This window comes from Cohnella cholangitidis (genome assembly GCF_014107495.1).
GTDB lineage: Bacteria > Bacillota > Bacilli > Paenibacillales > Paenibacillaceae > Cohnella > Cohnella cholangitidis.
The window spans coordinates 5,643,102-5,663,386 of record NZ_CP041969.1 but is presented as its reverse complement, the minus strand read 5'-3'; the positions used below and the strand labels follow the sequence as shown (position 1 = coordinate 5,663,386).

Genomic DNA, 20,285 nt, shown 5'->3' with positions numbered 1-20,285 from the left:
TTGTCCTCCTCCTTAATTGCGCGGAGAATGTTCATTTCTATATTTGGAGGCTAACTCACTCCATTGAGGCAAGTGCAAGCTAAGTTGGGAATGAATCCCTTCCAACGTGCTTTCTAGACGTCTTGCGAAGGGTATTCCATTATCCGCGTTAAGGGTTAAGCTGTCGTTATAGGCTTCTCCAAAGGACGAGATGATCTCGTCGATTCGTCTTGACGATCCCTTAAATTCGGCGAATGACTTAGACAAATCATCCAATACGTCCCTTAAGAAAACAAAGTTGTATTTCCAGTCGATTAGAACCGCGGACAGGAACGTTCGATCTGCCTGAACGTCCGTCAAAAATCGTTCGTCTCTCAAAATGTTCATCATTTCGTTAATGGCGCCCATTCCTGCAAATTGAGAATAGACAGTTCCTTCCGCTTCGTAATCCCTTTCTTGCAAAGTTAACCAATTTTTGATCAACTCGATAAACATAGTCAGTTCCCATTGCCGATCTTCAAGCTCATCCGGCCCCGGCGCCCGTTTGTTAGTCTGGAACACCCGGTAAGAGTAATCCGTCAATCGCGGAATCGTATCCATGAAAGACAGATCGCGATAACCGGAAAAGGATTGATGCAAATCTTCGCTGGGGATTTCCCCGAAAAATTGGTAACTTGTATCGTAGACGATGTACCCCGACTCCGTTCGGTCGATGACCAGCAACGAATGATCGAAAGGAACGTTAGCAGCCGGTTTTTTCAATCTTTCTCGGCATTCCTCCTCGGGCAGCTTGTAATCCGGCGAATAATTCAAGTAATAAGTTACGCCGCCGATCGCCACGATTTCATTGTTGCTTAAGCTCCGGTCGATCGCCGCAATACCTTCCTCCAACGAAGGGTAAGCTATAAAATCAAAGGAAATGCCCGTCTTCTCCATCATCTTGATAAGCCCTATAAACGGAACGGAAGGAAGTTTGCAGTACTTCTTGCGATTAACGCCCTGTTCCGATCTCCCGAATTCTATTGTCGGCAAAGCCAGACCGTCGAAAACCGGGAGGAAACCCCTTGCAAGCGAGTAACCGAATTGATGTTTCATTTTTTCATACATAACCGCGATGAGACACGGATAATAGTAAGGGTAATCGTAAGTGACTTCGAAAGATCGATTAAACCTTCTATTTGCCTTAACCGCCGTTGCCGAATGATTCAGTCTCTTATTCTCCGTAATTCGCCGTATCGTTTGATAGTCCCAAATATCTTTAACCGATAGGTTCAACTGAAGCGTATTCGTCCTTGCGATGACTTGGATGGAATTCAAGGAATTTCCGCCCAATTCAAAGAAATTGTCATGCGCGCCGACGACGGGAACCCGAAGCACTTCCTGCCAGATCTCGGCCAGCTGTTCCTCGGTTGAATTAGACGGAGCTTCGTACGCCGAGATCAAAGCTCTGTTCGACTCCGGAGCAGGCAATCTTTTGCGGTCTATTTTCCCGTTCGGCGTTAGCGGCAGTCGGTCCAATCGAACAAAATGGGAAGGAACCATGTACCCCGGCAGTCGAGCGGCAAGCGCTCCTCTTAGCTCGCCAACGCTCCATTCGGCGTCCGCTACATAATAGGCGCACAGGCTCTTGTGCCCGTTATCGTCATTCCTCGCGACAACGACCGCCTCTTGGACGGACGCCAGCTTCCGCAGTTGATCCTCTACCTCGCCAAGCTCGATACGATAACCGCGAATTTTGACCTGATGATCGGCCCGGCCTGCGTATTCCAAGTTTCCTCCCGGCAGCCAGCGAGCCAAATCGCCCGTACGGTACATCTTCGTTCCCGGACGGAACGGATTGTCCACGAACTTCTCCGCGGTAAGGTCTTCCCTGTTCCAATACCCCCTGGCTAGCCCGTCTCCGGCAATGCACAGCTCTCCGATCGCCCCGATTGGCTGCAAACGGTCGCCGTCGTTCACGATATAGATTTGGGTGTTCGCGATCGGCGATCCGATCGAAATACCGTCGTCGGCACCGATCTCGGACATCGCCGACCATACCGTCGTTTCCGTCGGACCATACAGATTATATATCCGGGCCGAGGCGGCTTGGCGCAATTCGTTCCGCAGCTTGGCCGGAAACGCTTCTCCTCCGATTAGAATTTCCGTCAATTGACGGATGCCCGACGCATGCGTCGGATCGCTCATCCACAATTGCATTCTCGAAGGCGTCATCTGCACGATGTTTACCCGGTGATTATTCACCAGGTCGCTGATGAGCTTCGGATCTTGTTGATCGTCGGCGCTTCCGATAACGACTTTGCTTCCTTGCGTAAGGGGAACGATCGTTTCGAGCACGAAAATATCGAACGAGATCGTGGTCAACGATAGAATCGTCTTATCGGCGGAAAAATCGATTCGATCCTTCATCCCTTGGATAAAATTGATCACGCTTCTATGCTCGAGCATGACGCCCTTCGGTTTCCCCGTAGATCCCGATGTGTAAATGATATAAGCGAGCCGTTTCGAAGCTTGCTCCAGCTCCAGATTCGAATCGTCATGGAGTTCATAGAGGTTGTCGTCGATGTCCAACCGGATTCCGTCGTACGCTGCAGGGACAGAGATCGACTTCTGAGAGAGCAGATGCTTCGCGCGGCTATCTTCTAGCATGTATTGAATCCGTTCTTGCGGATAATCGGGATCTATCGGTAAATAGGCGCCTCCTGCCTTTAAAATCCCTAATATTCCTATCATCATCTCCAGCGAACGTTCGACCAAGATCCCCACGACGCTCTCCGAACGTACTCCCTGTTCGCGCAGCCCTCTGGCCAATTGATTCGCTCGTTCGTTTAATTCCCGATAGGTAAGCTGCCGATCGGCGAACACGACCGCCACATGGTTCGGCGTCTTGGCGACCTGCTCTTCGAATAACTGCTGGATCGTCTTCTCGCGCGGATAGTCCGCTTTCGTATCGTTGAACGACCGCACGATCTGCTCGGTTTCCGACGGCGTCATAAGGGTAAGCGATCCGATCTTTTCGTCAGGCTGGTCCACGATGGATCTAGAGAGCTGAACGAAGTGACCGGACATTCGGCGGATCGTAGCTTCGTTGAATAGAGCGTTGCTGTACTCCAAGCTGCAGCTCAATTCATCTCCTAGTTCTACGACCGTGAGCGTAAGATCGAATTTAGCGATGGCATGCTCCTGAACGTTGGGCAGGAAGCTTAGCGATTCGACTTCGAGCTTCCCGTTCTCGGTATTCTGCAGCACGAACATCGCATCGAATAAAGGATTGCGGCTGAGATCCCGCGTCACGTTCAGCTTCGAAACCAATTCCTCGAACGGATAGTCTTGATTTTCGTAAGCTCGCAAGGCGTTTTCCTTCACGTCCGCCAAATACTCGAGGAACGCTTTATCCTTCGTCGGATAATTTCGTATCGCCAGCGTGTTGATAAACATGCCGATCAGCGGCTCCAAGTCCGCGGATAACCTTCCCGCGATCGGAGTTCCCACGACGATATCCTCTTGCCCCGAGTAATGATGCAGCAACGTCGTATAAGCAGCCATTAGAACCATATATAACGTGCTGCCGCTGTTCGCCGCCAATCGCCTCAACCGTTCCGTTAGCTCTTTCGGCACGACAAATTCGACATGCGATCCTTCGAAGCTGCGCACGGCAGGTCTTGGGAAATCGGTGAATAAGTCCAATACGGGCAATTCGCCGGCAAAGGTCTCAAGCCAATGGTTCTCTTGCTGCCGATAACGCTCGCTGTGCATTTGCTGACGTTGCCAATCCGAATAATCCTTGTATTGGATTCGTAAGGGCGGCAGATCTTCTCCCGCATACAAGCTGGAAAATTCCCGAACGAGAATTCCCATCGAAGTTCCGTCCGTGACGATGTGATGCATATCGAACAATAGAACGTGGCGCTCGGCTTCGAGCTCGATCAACTCGATTCGGAAGAGAGGCGCCTGCCCTAGATCGAACGCGCGCACGAATCTCCGAACTCTCGCCTCTAAATCTTCATTGCCTAGCTGGCTGTATTCCGCAACGAATTCCACCGTTTTGTGCACTCGCTGCATGGGTTCCCCGTCAACCAACTCGAAGCTCGTTCGCAACGTCTCGTGGCGATTGATTAATCGCCGAATCGTAGCTTCCAGCCGCGTCCTGTCAATCGCCCCTTCGACGGTTAGGACGGCCGGAACGTTATAGCTGGTTACGCCATCCTCTATTTGGCTCAATATATACAACCGCTTCTGCGCGGAAGAAACGGGATAAGTCTCCCTCTCTTCCACGACGGGTATCGTGAAATACGCGTTTTGTTGCAGGCCCTCAATCGCTTGAGCCATCTGCTCGATCGTCGGAAATTCGAACACTTCCCGCAACGGGAAAGAAATGTTCATCTCCTTGTGAAGCTTCGTGACCAAGCTCGTTGCCCGCAAAGAGTGTCCTCCGATTTCGAAGAAGTTATCGTCTCTGTTGATCTCGTCCAGGCCTAGCACGTCTTGCCAAATTCGCGCGAGCTGCGACTCGAGCCCCGTTCTTGGCTTCGATTCCGCGGAATCGCTCCTCGTATGCCGTTCAGGCTCAGGCAACGCTTTCCGGTCTATTTTGCCGTTCGAAGTTAACGGAAGCCGCTCTAATGTCACGAATGCCGAAGGCACCATGTAACCCGGCAGCTTCGCGGACAAGTATTCTCTCAATTCCTGCGAGGTCATCGTTTCATGGAAGACGACATAGGCGCACAAATAGGCGACCCCGTCCGCATCCTGTTTGCTCAGTACGACCGCTTCCCTGATTTGTTCGTGCTTGAACAGATGGCTTTCGATCTCTCCGAGCTCCACGCGGAATCCCCGGATTTTAACCTGATGATCCTTCCGGCCCAGAAACTCCATCGCCCCGCTTGGCAGCATCCGGCCTAAATCCCCGGTTTTGTACATAGTTGATCCAGGTTCGTCTATGAACGGGTTAGGCACGAAGGAATTCGCCGTCTTCTCGCTGTCGTTCATGTAGCCTCGGGCGACCCCGACGCCGCCTATATACAGCTCCCCGGCTACGCCATAGGGCACGGGGCTCATTTGATCGTCTAAAATATAAAACGTATTATTGTCCATCGGATTGCCGTACGGAATGCTCGTTTGCGTCTTCTCTACCGCTTGGACCGGATAATAGTTCGACCAGACGGTCGCTTCCGTCGCGCCTCCGAGCGCGATCACTTCCGCATTCGGGAAGAAGGAACGGATCGCATTCGGCAGGGGAACGGGAATCCAATCCCCGCTTAAGAAGACGAGCCTTAGGCTCCTCTGCAGGAAGCTAGGCTCTTCTTGCTCGATCATGTTGACCAGATGGTTCATCGTCGAAGGAACGGAATCCCAGAACGTCACGTTTTCCTCTTTCATCAGGCGAATGAGTTCGACATGGTTCTGCACTTGCTCCTTGCGCGCGATGACGACCTTGCCTCCGCAAGCCAGCGTGCCGAATACGTCGTAAACCGATAGATCGAAGCACATCGAAGTCACGAACAGCAGCGTATCCCGTTCGCCCACCTCGAATCGCTTGTTCACCCACTGAACGAGATTCACGGCCGAATGGTGCTCGATCATGACGCCTTTCGGCGTGCCCGTGGAGCCCGATGTGTAGATGATATACGCCAGATCTCCCGAATCCTTGGGCAGCGCAAGATCGTTGTCCGGGTATTGGGCATACGTTCCTGCGTCGAGCGGTACCGTATTCTCGATCGCGAGCCCATAGTCGCGATCCGCGAGCAACGCCATCGTCTCCGCGTTGCGGCAGATGTAATCTTTGCGGTCATCCGGATATTCGGGGTCGATCGGAACGTAAGCCGCGCCGGCCTTCAAAATGCCGTACATGCCGACTATCATATCGAACCCGCGCTCTGCCGCCAAGCCCACGTGATCGCCCGTCTTTACCCCTCTGTCGATCAGCATGCGGGCAACTTTGTTCGCTTGTCCGTTTAGTTCCCCATAGGTCATCACGGCTTGGTCTTGCTTCAAGGCGACGAGGTTTGGCGTTCTCTCCGCTTGTTCTTCCAATAAGGCATGCAACGTTTTCTCTTTGGCGTAAGCCGTTTCCGTCGCATTGAAATCGTAGAGAATCCGCTTGCGCTCCGCGTCCGACAGCACCGGAATCTCTTGCAGCGCGCTGCCCGGATGATCGGCGAACGCTTGCAAAATCCGCACGTACAGGTCGAACGCGGTTTCGATCTCCGTCTTATGAAAATGCGTTTGCGCGTATTTAATCTGGATGTAAGTCTGATCCATCGCGCTAGACACTTCCAGGTCGAACAGCGTGTTCGTCATTTCGCTGGACGACAGTTCGATCCGGCGTTCCGAAGCGCGCATGAACGCGTTGTTCTCCAACCCGTCCATCACATGGAAATCCGTATAATTGAACAAAGCATCGAACAAAGGATTGCTTAAATCCCCTTTCGCGTCTCCGACCTCTTGAGCGATATCCACTAAGAAGAGCTCGTGCGCGAACATGTCGTGCATCCGGATTTTCACTTGTTCGAGGAATTTCAGCCGCGTCAACTTGCGGTCGACGTCGATCCGGAACGGCAACGTGTTCAAGAAGCAGCCGAGCATCGCGTCCCCGTCCTCGATTTGCGGGCGATCGTGGGTAACGATTCCCGTTACCAGGTCGTGCTCCGTCGTGAGAACGTGCATCAAGTATAAATAAGCGGAGAAACAAATTTCCCTCATCGTATACCGATGCTGTTGCGAGAACTTAACTAGCGAGCCCCACGTTCGCGGATCCACCTGTTTCCGGTAAATGGCGTTCCCCGCTTGCTCGCCGATCACTTTGCCGGCCAAATTGAACGGAAGCTTGTTGCGCGTGTAGCCTTGCAGGCAATCCTTCCAAAAACGTCGCGTTTCTTCCGATTCTTGTCGGGATTGCTGAATGGCCACGTAATCTTTGTAAGTCGCTTTCAGAGCAGGAAACGTATACGGCTTGCCGGCGACCAGCGCGCTGTATGTTTCGATCAACTCCTTGTTGAAGGTCGCCACGCTCCAACCGTCCAATATCGCATGATGGAACGACAGCACGAGGCATAATTCCCTGTCGGTCAAACGAAACGCGCGCAGGCGCCACATTAGATCTCCGTCGAACTTGAATTTGTCCTGCAGATCTTGCGCCATATAAGCACGAATCGCCTGCTCTTGCTCGCTTTCCCGGCGTTCGGTCAAATCGGTTAACTCCACTTGCGGCAAACGATTACGATGAACGATCTGAAGCGGCGCGCTGTAGCTTTGCAAATCGAAGGACGTTCTCAGAATAGGATGGCGCTGCGCCAAGACGGTGATCGACCGTTGAAAGGTGTCCCAATCGAAGCCGGGCATTTCCAACAGAAAGAAAAATTGATCGTGATAGATCGGTTGCTGCGGCATCATCTTCGAGTAGAACACCATGCTCATCTGAATGTTACTGAGCGGATAGTAGTCTTCAGTATGTTCCGGTAACGGACGTTCAGCCGTTTCGGCCGCGATCTTTTCCTTGATGTCGGCCACCATGCGCAAGCCCTTCTCCCGTTCATCGCCTGCCGCCGGACGGCTCTCTGCCAAAACCGCCAATTCGGCGATCGTCGGAGAAGTATAGAAATCCGCCACCGTTATAGACGTTCGCAGCTGCTGGTTAATCTTGCTGATGATGCGGATCACCTTGATCGAATCTCCGCCGATAGCGAAGAACGGATCGTGAATGCCGACTTGCGCAAGCCCCAACACTTCTTGCCACGCTTGCGCGAACTTCTCTTCAACCGTATTTCTTGGCGCTTGATACGACGCGCCGGACTGAACGATATCTTGCGGCGCGGGAAGAGCTTTGCGGTCGATCTTGCCATTGGAGGTCAACGGCATCTGCTCCAATTGCACATAGTAAGCCGGAATCATGTAGCTCGGCAGCGTTTGCCCCAGCGTTTCTCTCAGCTCGCCCGCCGCTCTCGGCCGGTCCGACACGAAATACGCGCACAGCTCCTTCTGCCCCGCGCCGTCCTCCCGCGCGATGACGATCGCTTCCTGAACGGCCGCCGCTTTCAACAACTGGGCTTCCACCTCGCCTAGCTCGATTCGATATCCGCGGATTTTCACTTGGTGGTCGATCCGTCCCAAATACTCGAGGTTGCCGTCCGGCAGCCATCTCGCCAAATCCCCCGTCCGGTACATCCGCTCGCCGGGGCTGAAAGGATGAGTCACGAACTTCTCGGCCGTCAACTCCGGCCGGTTAAGATAACCTCGCGCCAGACCGTCCCCGGCGACGTATAGCTCTCCTTGCATTCCGATCGGCAGAAGACGGCCGTTGTCGTCCAGAATGTACGCTTGCAGCGTCGGGATCGCTTTGCCGATATTGCTCTTCGCCTGCTCGATCTCCAACTCCGTAATTTCCTTATAGGTAACATGGACGGTCGTTTCGGTAATGCCGTACATATTAATCAACTGCGTATTCGGATATTTCGCTTTCCAGTCCTTCAGCGCATAGGGGCTTAACGCTTCTCCGCCGAAGATTACTTTTCGTAAGCGCAGGTTGCGGACATCATAGGTTTGATCCGCTTGAACGACTTGATAGAAATAGGTCGGAGTCTGATTCAGGATCGTCACTTGCTCGTCTTGGAGCAGTCTCAGGAATTGTTCCGGATTTCTCGCGGTAAGGCTTGGAACGATAACCAGTTTTCCCCCGTTCAGCAGAGCCCCGTACATTTCCCATACCGAGAAGTCGAAGCAGAAGGAATGGAATAACGTCCACGTGTCCTCCGCGCCGAAGTCGAACAAATTGTCGCTGTTGAATAACAGCCGGACAACGTTCTTATGCTCGATCAAGGCTCCCTTCGGATTCCCCGTCGATCCCGACGTGTAAATGACATATGCCAAATGATCCGGGCCCGATATCGGCTCCAAATTCGCACCGTCCGCATCATAAGCCGATGGATCGTCGACATATACGACGGTGCCTGTGAACGAAACGCGTTCGCGTTGTTGCCGTTGCATCAGCAGCACCTTCACGCCCGAATCGGCCAACATGTAGGCGATGCGCTCTTGCGGATAGTCCGGATCGACCGGGACATAAGCGCCGCCGGCTTTTACGACCGCAAGGATGGAGACAATCGTCTCCGGCGAGCGTTCGGCCATGATTCCGACCAGTTGGTCGGCCTGAACGCCTTGAGCTCTTAGCGTACGGGCGAGTCGGTTGGCTCTTCGGTTCAGCTCCGCATACGTCAATCGGCTGCCTTCATAGGCGACGGCCACTGCGTCGGGCGTCTTCTCGGCCTGCTCTTCGAACAGCCGATGGATCGTCTTCTCTCGAGGATACGTTGCGGCTGCGCCGTTGAAACCGGCTAACCGTTCCTTTTCTTGCGGCGCCAGCAGTTCGATCTCCGATAACCGGCAACCCGGGAAATCCATGACGGAGGAATAGTAGGCGATCGATTGGTTCGCTATGGCATGCACGGTCTGATCATGGTACAGACCGGCATCGAATTGCAGCGTCAAGCGTAACGAGTCTATGTCTTTGGCGAAGCTCAGCAGCATGTCGGCATCCGCGCTCTTCGCGTGCGACTGCTCCTGAAGGGGGTCGAGCAAGACGATCACTCGGGACAATGCGGCATCCCGTCTGAGCTGCTGCAGCGGGAACCGGTCATGCCGAAGGGCGTCCGCTACCGCCCGTTTAATCGAGGACATCCACTCTTTGAACGTGATCTCTCCGTCGATTTCCACCCTGACAGGCAGCATATGGTTCAGCCTCGGGGCATCGCCGCGCAGCGCGGGACACCCGATGACCAAATCCGTATGCTGGGTATATTTGTGCAACAAATACAAGATGCCGGACAGTAAGATCATATATAGGCCAAGGTCCGAACCGTTGCTCGCGGAAGTCAGCTTGGCTGCCAGCGCATCCGGTATCGGGACGCTAATCTCGTCAATCCTACGGCTACTCCGATCGGCGATCGTAAAATCGAAGGGAAACGCGGAAGGAGCCGGATTTCCCTGGAGTTGCTTCAACCAGTATTGCTTGTCGATCTCATAATCGGCATGGACTTCCGTCCCGTTCTGCCTTTGCTTATCGATCACTTTTATTCCTCCCCATTAAAAGTTGAAATCCACGTCCTCGAGCATTAAAGGTTGGTTACGGAACGAGCCGCTGTCCAATGTCACGTTGCGCAATTCGATTTTCGAATCGGATACGACGACTTGCAGAACGCGCGCGAAGTCGTCTAGCCATCTTTCGGCCGTCTTCATCCGAAACAGCTTGACCGCGTATTCCAACGACAAATCCAGACGGCCGTCCGACTCGACCGCCTCCAAAGTGAGGTCGAACTTAGCCGAATCGGGAACGAAAGCAAGAGGCGAAGCGCTAAGCCGATCGGCTTTGAACTCCGTTTTCTCGTAATTTTGCATAACGAACGAAACGTCGAATAACGGATTCCGACTAATATCGCGAGGAAGGTTCAATCCCTTGATCAGCTCTTCGAGCGGATAATGCTGATGTTCGAAGGCAGACAACGTCAGTTGTTTGACATCCTGCAACAAACGATCGAAAGTAAGGCCGTTAGTCGGTTTGCACCGCAAAGCCAGCATTTGGACGAACATCCCGATCAAAGGCTGCAAATCGTGGTCCGTTCTGCCCGCTGATGGAATTCCGATGACCAGGTCCTCTTGTCCGCTAATCTTGGAGAGCAGTATGGAATAAGCAGCAAATAAAACCATATTTAACGTTGCGCCGTTGTCGGCGGCGATCGCCTTCAGCTTCTCCGTCAAATCCTCGTCGAGAGAAAGATGGACCCGATTGCCTTGGAAGCTTTGAACGGCAGGACGCGGGAAGTCCGTCGGCAGCCTAAGCTCCGGCAGCGGGCCGCCGAACGCGTTATGCCAATAAGCCGCATGCCGCGCGTACGCATCGCTCTCCATCTGTTGCTGTTGCCATACCGCGTAATCTTTATATTGAATGCGCAGCTCGGGGAGTTCCCTGCCATCGTACAGCTGCACGAAATCGCGCATCATTACGGCTAAGGAGACTCCGTCAGAAACGATATGATGCATATCGAAGAACAACACGTGGCGTTGATCTTCTTCTGTCGCGGAAGCTTCCCGTGCGATCAAGCGCCTATCGATCAATTTGATCAAGGCAACTCGCACGAGCGGCGGACGGCTTAAATCGAACGGCGCGATCAGGGAACGGCAGACGGACTCGAAGGTATCCTCGTACTCCTCCCGATACTCGATCTCAAACTCCGCTTCCGAATGGATAATCTGCACGAACCGGCCATTGTCAACCGCAAAGGACGTGCGGAGCGACTCCTGTCTGCGAATCAACTTCCGGAATGCTTCTTCCGCCCTATGCCGATCTATGGCTCCCTCCACCCTGAAGAGGCCGGGAAGGTTATAGGCGGTTGCTCCTCCTTCGAGTTGATGAAGGACGAACAGATTCAACTGTCCCGAAGACAAAGGATAATCGCGCCGCTGTTCCGCCAGCGGAATGCCGGCGTAAACGGCCGGAGAAGCTTGCTCGATCGCCTGGGCGAGCTGTTTTATCGTAGGAGATTGAAAAATGTCCGTTAAGGAAAGCTCGATTTGGAACGATTGCTGGATTCGGGTCCGCATCGCGATCGCGTTCAAGGAATGGCCTCCTATTTCAAAGAAACGCTCCTGCACGCCGATCGTCTCTATCCCGAGCACATCCGACCAAATTTGCGCCAGCTCGGATTCAAGCGAGTTACTCGGCGCTTCGTAGGTTTGATCAAGCTCGAACACGGGCTCGGGCAGCGCTTTGAGATTGATTTTCCCGTTGGCGTTCAGCGGCATGCTCTCCAGTTGCATAAAGCGGGAAGGAATCATATAACCAGGCAGCTCCTTAGCGAGCGCCCCTCTCAGTTCGGCGGCGGACAACGGCTCCCCGGCAACGAAATAAGCGCATAAAACCTTTTGCCCCGTCCCGTCCGTTAAAGCGACCACCACCGCTTCTTCGACTAACGCAGTCTGCCGCAGTTGGGATTCCACCTCTCCAAGCTCGATCCGATAGCCGCGAATTTTGACCTGATGGTCGATCCGTCCCAAATATTCGATATTTCCGTCCGGCAGCCAGCGAACGAAATCCCCCGTTCTGTACATTCGGTCCCCGGGAACGAACGGGTTGTCGACGAACTTTTGTTCCGTTAAGTCCGGCCGGTTTAAGTAGCCCCGCGCCAATCCCTCTCCCGATACGCACAATTCGCCGGGTACGCCGATCGGCTGAAGCTGGAAGTCGCCGTTCACGATCCAAGCTTGAACATTACCCAGCGGTTTGCCGATCGGGACGTTCGACAAAGCCGTAGCGCCTAGCACTGTCGGATATTGGGTTGCATAGATCGTCACTTCCGTCGGTCCATAAATATTTTCCAGCTTAGCCGGCAATTGCAGACTGTGATATTGGTCTACTAACTTCTTGGATAACGCTTCGCCGGCCACGAAAACATATTTCAAATTCCGAGCGCCGGCCAATTGCGATTCCGAGAATGAATTCAACAAGGCATGAAACATCGAAGGAACGAAGTTGACGTGGGTGATACGCTGGCGTTCGATCGCATGCAGCAACAATGTCGGATCTTTCTCGTGTCCCGGCGGTAAAATAACCAACGTTCCGTTCCCTGCAAACCAACCGAACAGTTCGGCAACGGATACATCGAACGCGTAGGTTGTTTTCAGCAAATACCGATCGCCCGGGAGCATCGGATATTTGCGTTCCAGTTGACTAAGAATGTGAACGGCGGATCGATGCTCGATCATGACGCCTTTCGGTTTACCCGTGGAACCCGAAGTATAGATGACGTAAGCCAAGTGAGACGGCGCCGCAACGGCCTCGACCGTCGCCCCGTCCCGATCGTATGTTCGCGGGTCGTCCAATTCGATCAATTTCCCGCAAAAGCCTTCCTCGGGCAGCCTTCCTTTCAATCGCCCTTGGAGCAACAATAGCTTCGCTCCGGAGTCTTCCAAAATGTAGCTCATGCGTTCCGGCGGATATTCGGGATCTATCGGAACGTAAGCGCCCCCTGCTTTTAAAATCGCGAGAATGCCGATGAGCATTTCGAACGACCGCTCGACCAACATGCCGACCAATTGATCCGGCTGTACCCCTTCGTCCCTTAACGCTCGGGCTAACCGATTCGCCTTTTCATTCAACTCCCGGTAAGTTAGATGTTTGTCTTCGCAAACAAGCGCCGCCTGATCCGGGGTTTGGCGAACCCGCTCCTCGAATAGCCGATGAACCGTCTTATCTCCCGCATAATCGGAGTAAGTCGCGTTAAACCCGAATAAAATCTGCGACTTCTCGGCTTTTTCAAGCATATCGATCCGGGACAACGGAATGTCCGGAGCAGTGGTGACTTCTTTTAGAATTTGTATAAAATGGCGGGAAAGCCGTTCGATCGTCTTCGGCAAAAACAAATCCGTCGCGAATTCGAAATGAACCCGCATGCCATCACCGATTTCCGCCAACTCCAGCGTCAGATCGAAGCGGCTCTGTTCGGTATCGTAAAGATAAGGTTGAAACCGCAGCCCCGCCGCTTGTTGATTCGTCCAGTCCATATTCTGATAGACGAACATCGTATCGAACAGCGGATTTCGGCTGAGATCGCGCGGGACGTTTAATTTCTCTACCAACGACTCGAACGGATAATCTTGATGTTCGAAAGCTTCCAGCGCGTTATCTTTCACTTCCGCGACGAACTGCCGGAACGTTCTCGTACCGACGGGCTTGTTCCGTAGCGCCAGCGTTTGAACGAACATGCCGACCATCGTTTGAAGATCGGCGTGAGGCCTGCCGGCAACGGGCGAACCGACCACGATGTCGTCTTGTCCCGAGGTTTTGGCTAAGAGGATATTGAACGCGGCCAAATAAACCATATACGGCGTGGCACCCATTCCGAACGCAAGCTTCTTGACCGCTTCCCGCAAGTCGGAAGCAAGCTCGAAGCCGAAGCGTCGACCGGCGTAGCTGCGTACGACCGGACGCGGGGAATCAACCGGCAAATTCAATACGGGTATCTCGTCCGGGAATACCTTTAACCAATAAGATTCATGCTGCCGCATAGAGGGTTCGGAATAGAATCCTCCTTGCCAAAAGGCATAATCGCGATATTGGATTCGCGGCGCCGGCAAAAGCGTCCCTTGATACAGATCGAAGAAGTCCTTCATGAGCAGGCTGATGGAAACGCCGTCCGCTACGATATGATGCATGTCGAATAGCAGGACATGCTTTCGCTCATCCGTTCGGATTAATCCGGCGCGGAACAGAGGCGCTTTCGTCAAATCGAACGGTCGAATGAATTCGGCGATCGCTTCTGTCAAGCTCTTCCCCGCTAACTCGTCATAATCAACCGCGAAATCCGTGCATTCATCTAACCAACCTACGAATTCGCCTTGCTCCCATCTGAAAGCCGTCGTCAAAATGCGATGTCTGCGAACCAACTGCTCGCATGCGTAACGAAAGCGTCCCACGTCCAAATCGCCGTCAACCGTAAATAAAACCGGCTGATTGTAGGCCAAATTCGGCACATCCAGTTGTTGAAGCACGAGCAGTCTCTTCTGGGCCGATGTAACCGGATATGCGACTTGTTCTATCGCAGGTTCGATGGAGCTATGCTCCGATTGTTCCTTCCGATTGATCAGGCTCGCCAATTGGCGGATCGTAGGTATGGCAAACAAGTCGCGCAAGGAAATTTCGACTTGGAAACGTTGGTGGATGCGGGATGCCAGCGACACGGCTTGCAAGGAATTGCCGCCGATATCGAAGAAATGATCCTGAACGCCGATCGGTTCCATGCCGAGAATCTCTTCCCAGATGGAGGTCAATTCCATCTCCGTCTCATTGCTTGGCTCGTCATACTCTTTGCCCATTCGCTGCTGTTCTTCTCGAGTACGTATCGTCAGCTTCATTAATTGTTCCGCTCTATGGAATTGCAAGGGCAAAAGTTGGTTGCGATGAGTCAGTTCGACGTCCTCATAGCCAAGTACATCCCAAAGCATTGGTTGCTCTTGCCGCGCTTCCGGCTGGGAAGCCAAATTCGACGCCCTTGAATAACCGGCTGCAACCTGACGCTCCGGAAGGTTTAATTCCGGGTTGTCTTCCCAAGCCGTTATCCACGCAACCTCATCGGGAATACGTTCCAGCGGCAGGACGTAACGTTCTTCGTCAGGCTGATTTTCCGAGTGCTCCCACCCGGTTTGTTCAAGAAACAGCTTGAAAGGATCATTTTTGGCCGTGGCGACGAACGGCGCTTCAATGCAATGCGCTTCCGCGGCGACGGCAACTCGTTTCAATTCGCTTAATATCGCTTGCTCCACGCGTCTTCCGAGCACCCGGCAGCTTAACAAGAACGTATCCAGCACGAGCGCGTTTCTTTCCGCAAAGCCGAAGACGAGACCTACGAATCCGTAATCTCCGAAGCGATCCGCCACCTCGATCCCCCAACACATCATGTTCGGGTCCGAGATCAACCTCCGAACGTCCTCGTCCGTTCTGCGGATCGTACTGAGATTGAATTGGTTCGTTCGCTGCGTCAATTGCGCGGCGCGGCCAATCTGTTCCTCGGTTAAGAGACGCATCTTCAACTTAAGGTCCAAGCTTCCGAGAAACTCGTCGATGGAAGCCGCAGCATGGTCCTGCATGCTGCGCCGTTGGGACTCGGCCGCGTAATACGCCGACCGTTGCCGGTCTTCCTCGGTGACGACGAATTTATCGAATGCCCATACATGCTTCAAATAATAAGGAATTTGCCATGCCAGCTTCGGAATTTGCAACGTCAGCACTTCGGGACAACGCGCTATCATCTCTCCGCATTCCTTGGCATTGTCGTCCACGAAAATAAAGCTATCCAAACCTAGGTTCAGCTCTTCAGATAACGTGCGGATATTGTCGGCTTTGGCTGACCAATTGATCTTGGCTCCTACGAAATGCTCCTTCTTAAGCAGCATGTTCGGATTGCGATCGAATACTTCCCATACGTCCGGTTCATTGTTTTTACTGCAAATCGCCAGCAACATGCCCTCGTTGTATCGGTCCAGCATAAACCGCTGCAAAGCCAAAAAAGGTTCGTCGATCGAGATGCCTAACGGTCCGTCTTCCCCGCAAACGCCTCGCCATAATGTGTTGTCGCAATCCAAGACGACAACTTTGAAAGGATGCGCGTTCCTGCTAACGATCGTACGGGCAACGGCAGTACCCATCGCGCCATAAAATTCATCGGTGAAAGGCATATGCCCCTCTTGGTCCTTGACCGGATCGAAAATTTCGGGAACCTGATAGAGCGCCGCCAACGATTGTCCCAGGTCGATAACGTGCACGTTTCCGAGACCGGCCAGGTCGTTCATCCAGCGCTCATTCAAGCTTTCCAAGTAAGCGGATATTTCGCCGGAATGCGTCAAACGAGCGGAAACCGGAAACGTTCCGATCAAATAAGTTCCCAACTTGCTGCGATTGCGAAGAGCCGTCATCAGATCGCTATATATGCGCTCAAGCTTACTGGTTATCCCATCCATTGCGACAGAATCGTCGTCCCGAATCCAATCTTCGAACCGGATCAGCAACAGATTGATTCCGTCGTTAACGGAAATCAAGCTGTTGGGGTCAAGCAGCTGCTGAAAAACTTGATGATAAGCGGCGAATTCGATCCCGACTTCTTGATGGAATTGCCGGCACCACCATTCCACGGAAGCGGCGATCGGCTCGGCGGTGAAAGTCGCGCTTACCGCTACCGGCAAAGGTTCCTTCAACCGTGAATCGGCCTTTGAGGCAGCTTCGGACGCATCGAATAAAACGATGCTGGAGAGAAGCTGATCCGGGTTCTCCGCAACGAGCTCCGCCAACTTCACGAAATGGTTCAGCCCTTGCTGCATCGTACTTTCCTTGAACAATGAAGTATCGTATTGGAGAACTAGCGTTAAGCTTTCCGAGAGTCCGTTCCATACGTCCAGTTTGAAATCCAGCGGCGACGCGGGATTCAGCAACGGATACTGTTCGAAGAGCAAACCCACTTCGTCCATGTTCAATCGATCGGTCGGATTCATGCTGAACTCGTTGTGGTAAACGAACATCGTATCGTACAACGGGTTACGCGACCGCTCCGTCTTGACTTGCAAATCGTTGATCATCTGATCGAAAGGATAATCGTGCGCGTAAGCCTCTACGATCGAACGATGAACTTCGGAGGCGAAATCTGCGAAAGAGAGCTCCGGCTGCACCCCGACGCGTATCGGCAAAAAGTTAATGAACATTCCGATAATCTTATCCAAGTGAGGTTGGTTTCTCCCCGCGACAAGCGTGCCGACGACGAGATCGTTCTGGCCGGAGCGTTGACTTAGCATCCATGCATAGACGGAGAACAATAACGAATTCAAGGTCATGTTGCGTTGTTGGGCCAGACGCTCCAGCTTCGATTTCAACTCGGCGGATATCGATGCATGAAGCGTATTTCCGTTAAACGCTTTGCGATCCCCTCTGGCATAATCCACCGGCATATTCAGCAAAGGAAGCTCGCCCGACAATTGGATGAGCCAAAATTGCTTTTGTTGCCGATAGCCGTCGCTCTCCAACATCTCCCGCTGCCAAACGGAATAGTCCGTATACTGCAGCGGCAATTCCGGCAAAGCGGCGCCTTTGTAGAGCTCGCAAAATTCTTTGATCAGAATGCTCGTCGATACGCCGTCGGAAACGATATGATGCAGATCGATTAAGATCAGATGCTGACGAGTTGATATTTCCACGAGTCCGACGCGCAGCAACGGCGACTTCTCCAGATCGAAAGGGCGTATAAATTCCCGAACGACTTGGTCCAGCCGTTCCTCGGAACTGCGAAAATGCTGCACCTGAAACTCCGGATCTAGATCGACGCGCGTTACGGCTTCCCCGTTAACGAATGCAAAGGAAGATCTTAGCGATTCATGCCTTTGGATCAATTGCCGGAAACAGGATTCCAACCGACTTGCGTCCAGTTCTCCGGTTACCTTGATACCGAACGGCGTATTATTGCCGGTTCCGGCGGCCGCGAATTGCTCTTGTATAAAAACGCGGTACTGAGAGGACGTCAACGGATATTGCTCCCTGGCGTCTATCTTGGTCAAAGCAGCGATCCCGCTGGCCGATTGCGGATCATCGATCGGCAACCGCTCGATGAAGGAAGCCAGATCGCCTATGGTAGCATGTTTGAGCAAATCCGCCACTTCCAAGCGGACTGACAATTGCAGACTGATTCGGTTGACGATTTTCATCGCCATAATCGAGTCTCCGCCCAACTCGTAGTAGTTATCGGCCAAATCCACCTGACGAAGCCCGAGAGTATGCCCCCATGCCTGAGCGATTACGGTCTCAATGTCGGAATAGCTGCCGTTCGGTTTTCCGGTTATTACGATTTCCCTGTCCGGCGAGGAGTTCCGCTCGATCCGCGCGTCGTACTCCGTTCCGAACCGCGCAGGATTAGGAGCATCCAGCCAGCAACGGCTTTTTTCAAAAGGATACGTCGGCAACGGGATGCGATAACGCCGCTGTCCTGCGTAAAGCTTGCTCCATTCGACGTCCGCTCCTTCCGTATACGAACGAGCGATGTCCCTTCGGGGGTCCGTACGGACATCGGTTACGTGGCGCTGGGCATTCCATGCGCCAGTCCCCGCAATTCCTTCGGAAATGGATTTCGGATTGCCATAATAGATGCCTTGGGATCGATTGTCGGTTAAGCCGCCGTCGATAAGCCTTGCGAGCTGTTCCGACAGTTCGCCGGCATTATGGAAAACGACCGCCAAACGATATTCATAATGCCCTCTGCCCGTATTGGCCGTATAGCAAAGATCGGCAAGAGAAATTTGCTCCAAGCTTAATCGGGCGTATTGTTGAACTAACCTTCCAAGCGCAGCCTCGCTCTTGGCAGACAAAGTTAAAAGATGCTCTTCTTGCATCCCCTCTCCCGAGTCCATTTTGTCCTCCTTCTTCGGAGCTTCTTCCAGCACGACATGGCAATTCGTGCCGCTCATGCCGAATGCGCTGACCCCGCATCTGCGCGGATAGGAGTTCGTCTCCCATTCCGTTAGTCTGTCATTGACGTACAGAGGAGATTGAATAAAATCGATCGCCCGGTTCGGCTTCGCGAAATGCGGCAAAGGCGGAATTTCCCGATTCCGCATCGCCATAATGGCCTTCAGCATGCCGGCCATACCGGCGGCATGGTCCAGATGGCCGAAGTTCGCTTTGACGGATCCGATAGCGACGAACTGCCTGCGATCCGTAAATCTGCGGAACGCGCGATGGAGGCCGTCGATCTCGATCGGATCGCCCAGTTTCGTTCCCGTTCCGTGGGCCTCGATATAAGAGATCGTCTCGGGATCTATGCCCGCGTTCTGCCATGCCCGGACGATCACTTCCTCCTGGGATTTCACGTTAGGAGCTGTCATGCCTACCGAGCTGCCGTCTTGATTGACCGCGCTGCCTTTAATGACGCCATGAATGAAATCCCCGTCTTGGAGCGCTCTATGCAGAGGCTTCAGCACAAACGCAATGACGCCTTCGCCTGCTCCCGTACCATCGGAACTATCGTCGAAGGTATGGGCTCGCCAATCGGAAGCTTCGATCCCGATTTTGACCTCATTTTCTAACGGCAATAAATTCATTTTGACGCTGCCCGCGATCGCCATCTCGCATTCTTGATTGCGGATCGCCTGGCAAGCGAGATGTACCGCCACTAGTGAAGAGGAGCATGCCGTATCCACGCACATGCTGGGGCCTTTCAAGTCGAGCAAATACGAGAGTCTGCCGGCAATGACCGACGTCAGGTTTCCCGGTACCGCAAGCGAAAGGGAGTCCGGGTCCGTCTCGGCTATCATTCTTTTGTAGTCGTAGAGCGTATCCGTGTTGAATCCGACATAAACTCCGGTCTGGCTTCCAGCCATCTGAAGCTTGCTATAACCGGCATCCTCGATCGCTTTCCACGCCGTTTCGAGAAACAACCTTTGATTAGGACTCATCAAGCTTGCTTCCTTCGGCGATAGACGGAAAAAAGCATGATCGAAACAATCGATGTCTTCCAAATAAGCTCCGTCGAAATAGGCAGGCTGCTCCCCTTCCCGGGTTCTGCCCCGGGCGTAGATATCCGTATCTTGGCGCCTGGACTTGGGAAATTCCGAAATGAAATCCACTCCGCTGCGTACGAACTTCCAGAATTGATCGAGGTTATCGACCAGAGGCAGCTTTGCCGAAATTCCGATGACGGCGATTTCCTGCGATGACAACTCTTCTATTTCCTCTAGTTGATCTGCATCCGTATCGTTAAATTCGATCAAGTTAAAATCCAGCATGG

At 53.0% G+C, this 20,285-nt stretch carries 2 protein-coding genes; both read right to left on the bottom strand.

Annotated elements, in window-relative coordinates:
- Nucleotides 1–12: 12 nt before the first annotated feature.
- The gene (locus FPL14_RS25780) at nt 13–10,041 is read right to left on the bottom strand and encodes a non-ribosomal peptide synthetase (RefSeq protein WP_182300407.1); all 10,029 of its coding nucleotides are present in this window, start codon (nt 10,039–10,041) and stop codon (nt 13–15) included.
- 15 nt (nt 10,042–10,056) lie between these two features.
- Nucleotides 10,057–20,283 carry a non-ribosomal peptide synthetase gene (locus tag FPL14_RS25775; RefSeq protein WP_182300406.1) on the bottom strand — a complete coding sequence of 3,409 codons (10,227 nt, stop codon included), beginning with the start codon at nt 20,281–20,283 and terminating at the stop codon, nt 10,057–10,059.
- Between the last annotated feature and the right edge of the window lie 2 nt (nt 20,284–20,285).

Excerpts from the sequence above, each read along its gene's own strand:
- FPL14_RS25775 (WP_182300406.1), bottom strand. The coding sequence starts at position 20,283 with ATGCTGGATTTTAACTTGATCGAATTTAACGATACGGATGCAGATCAA.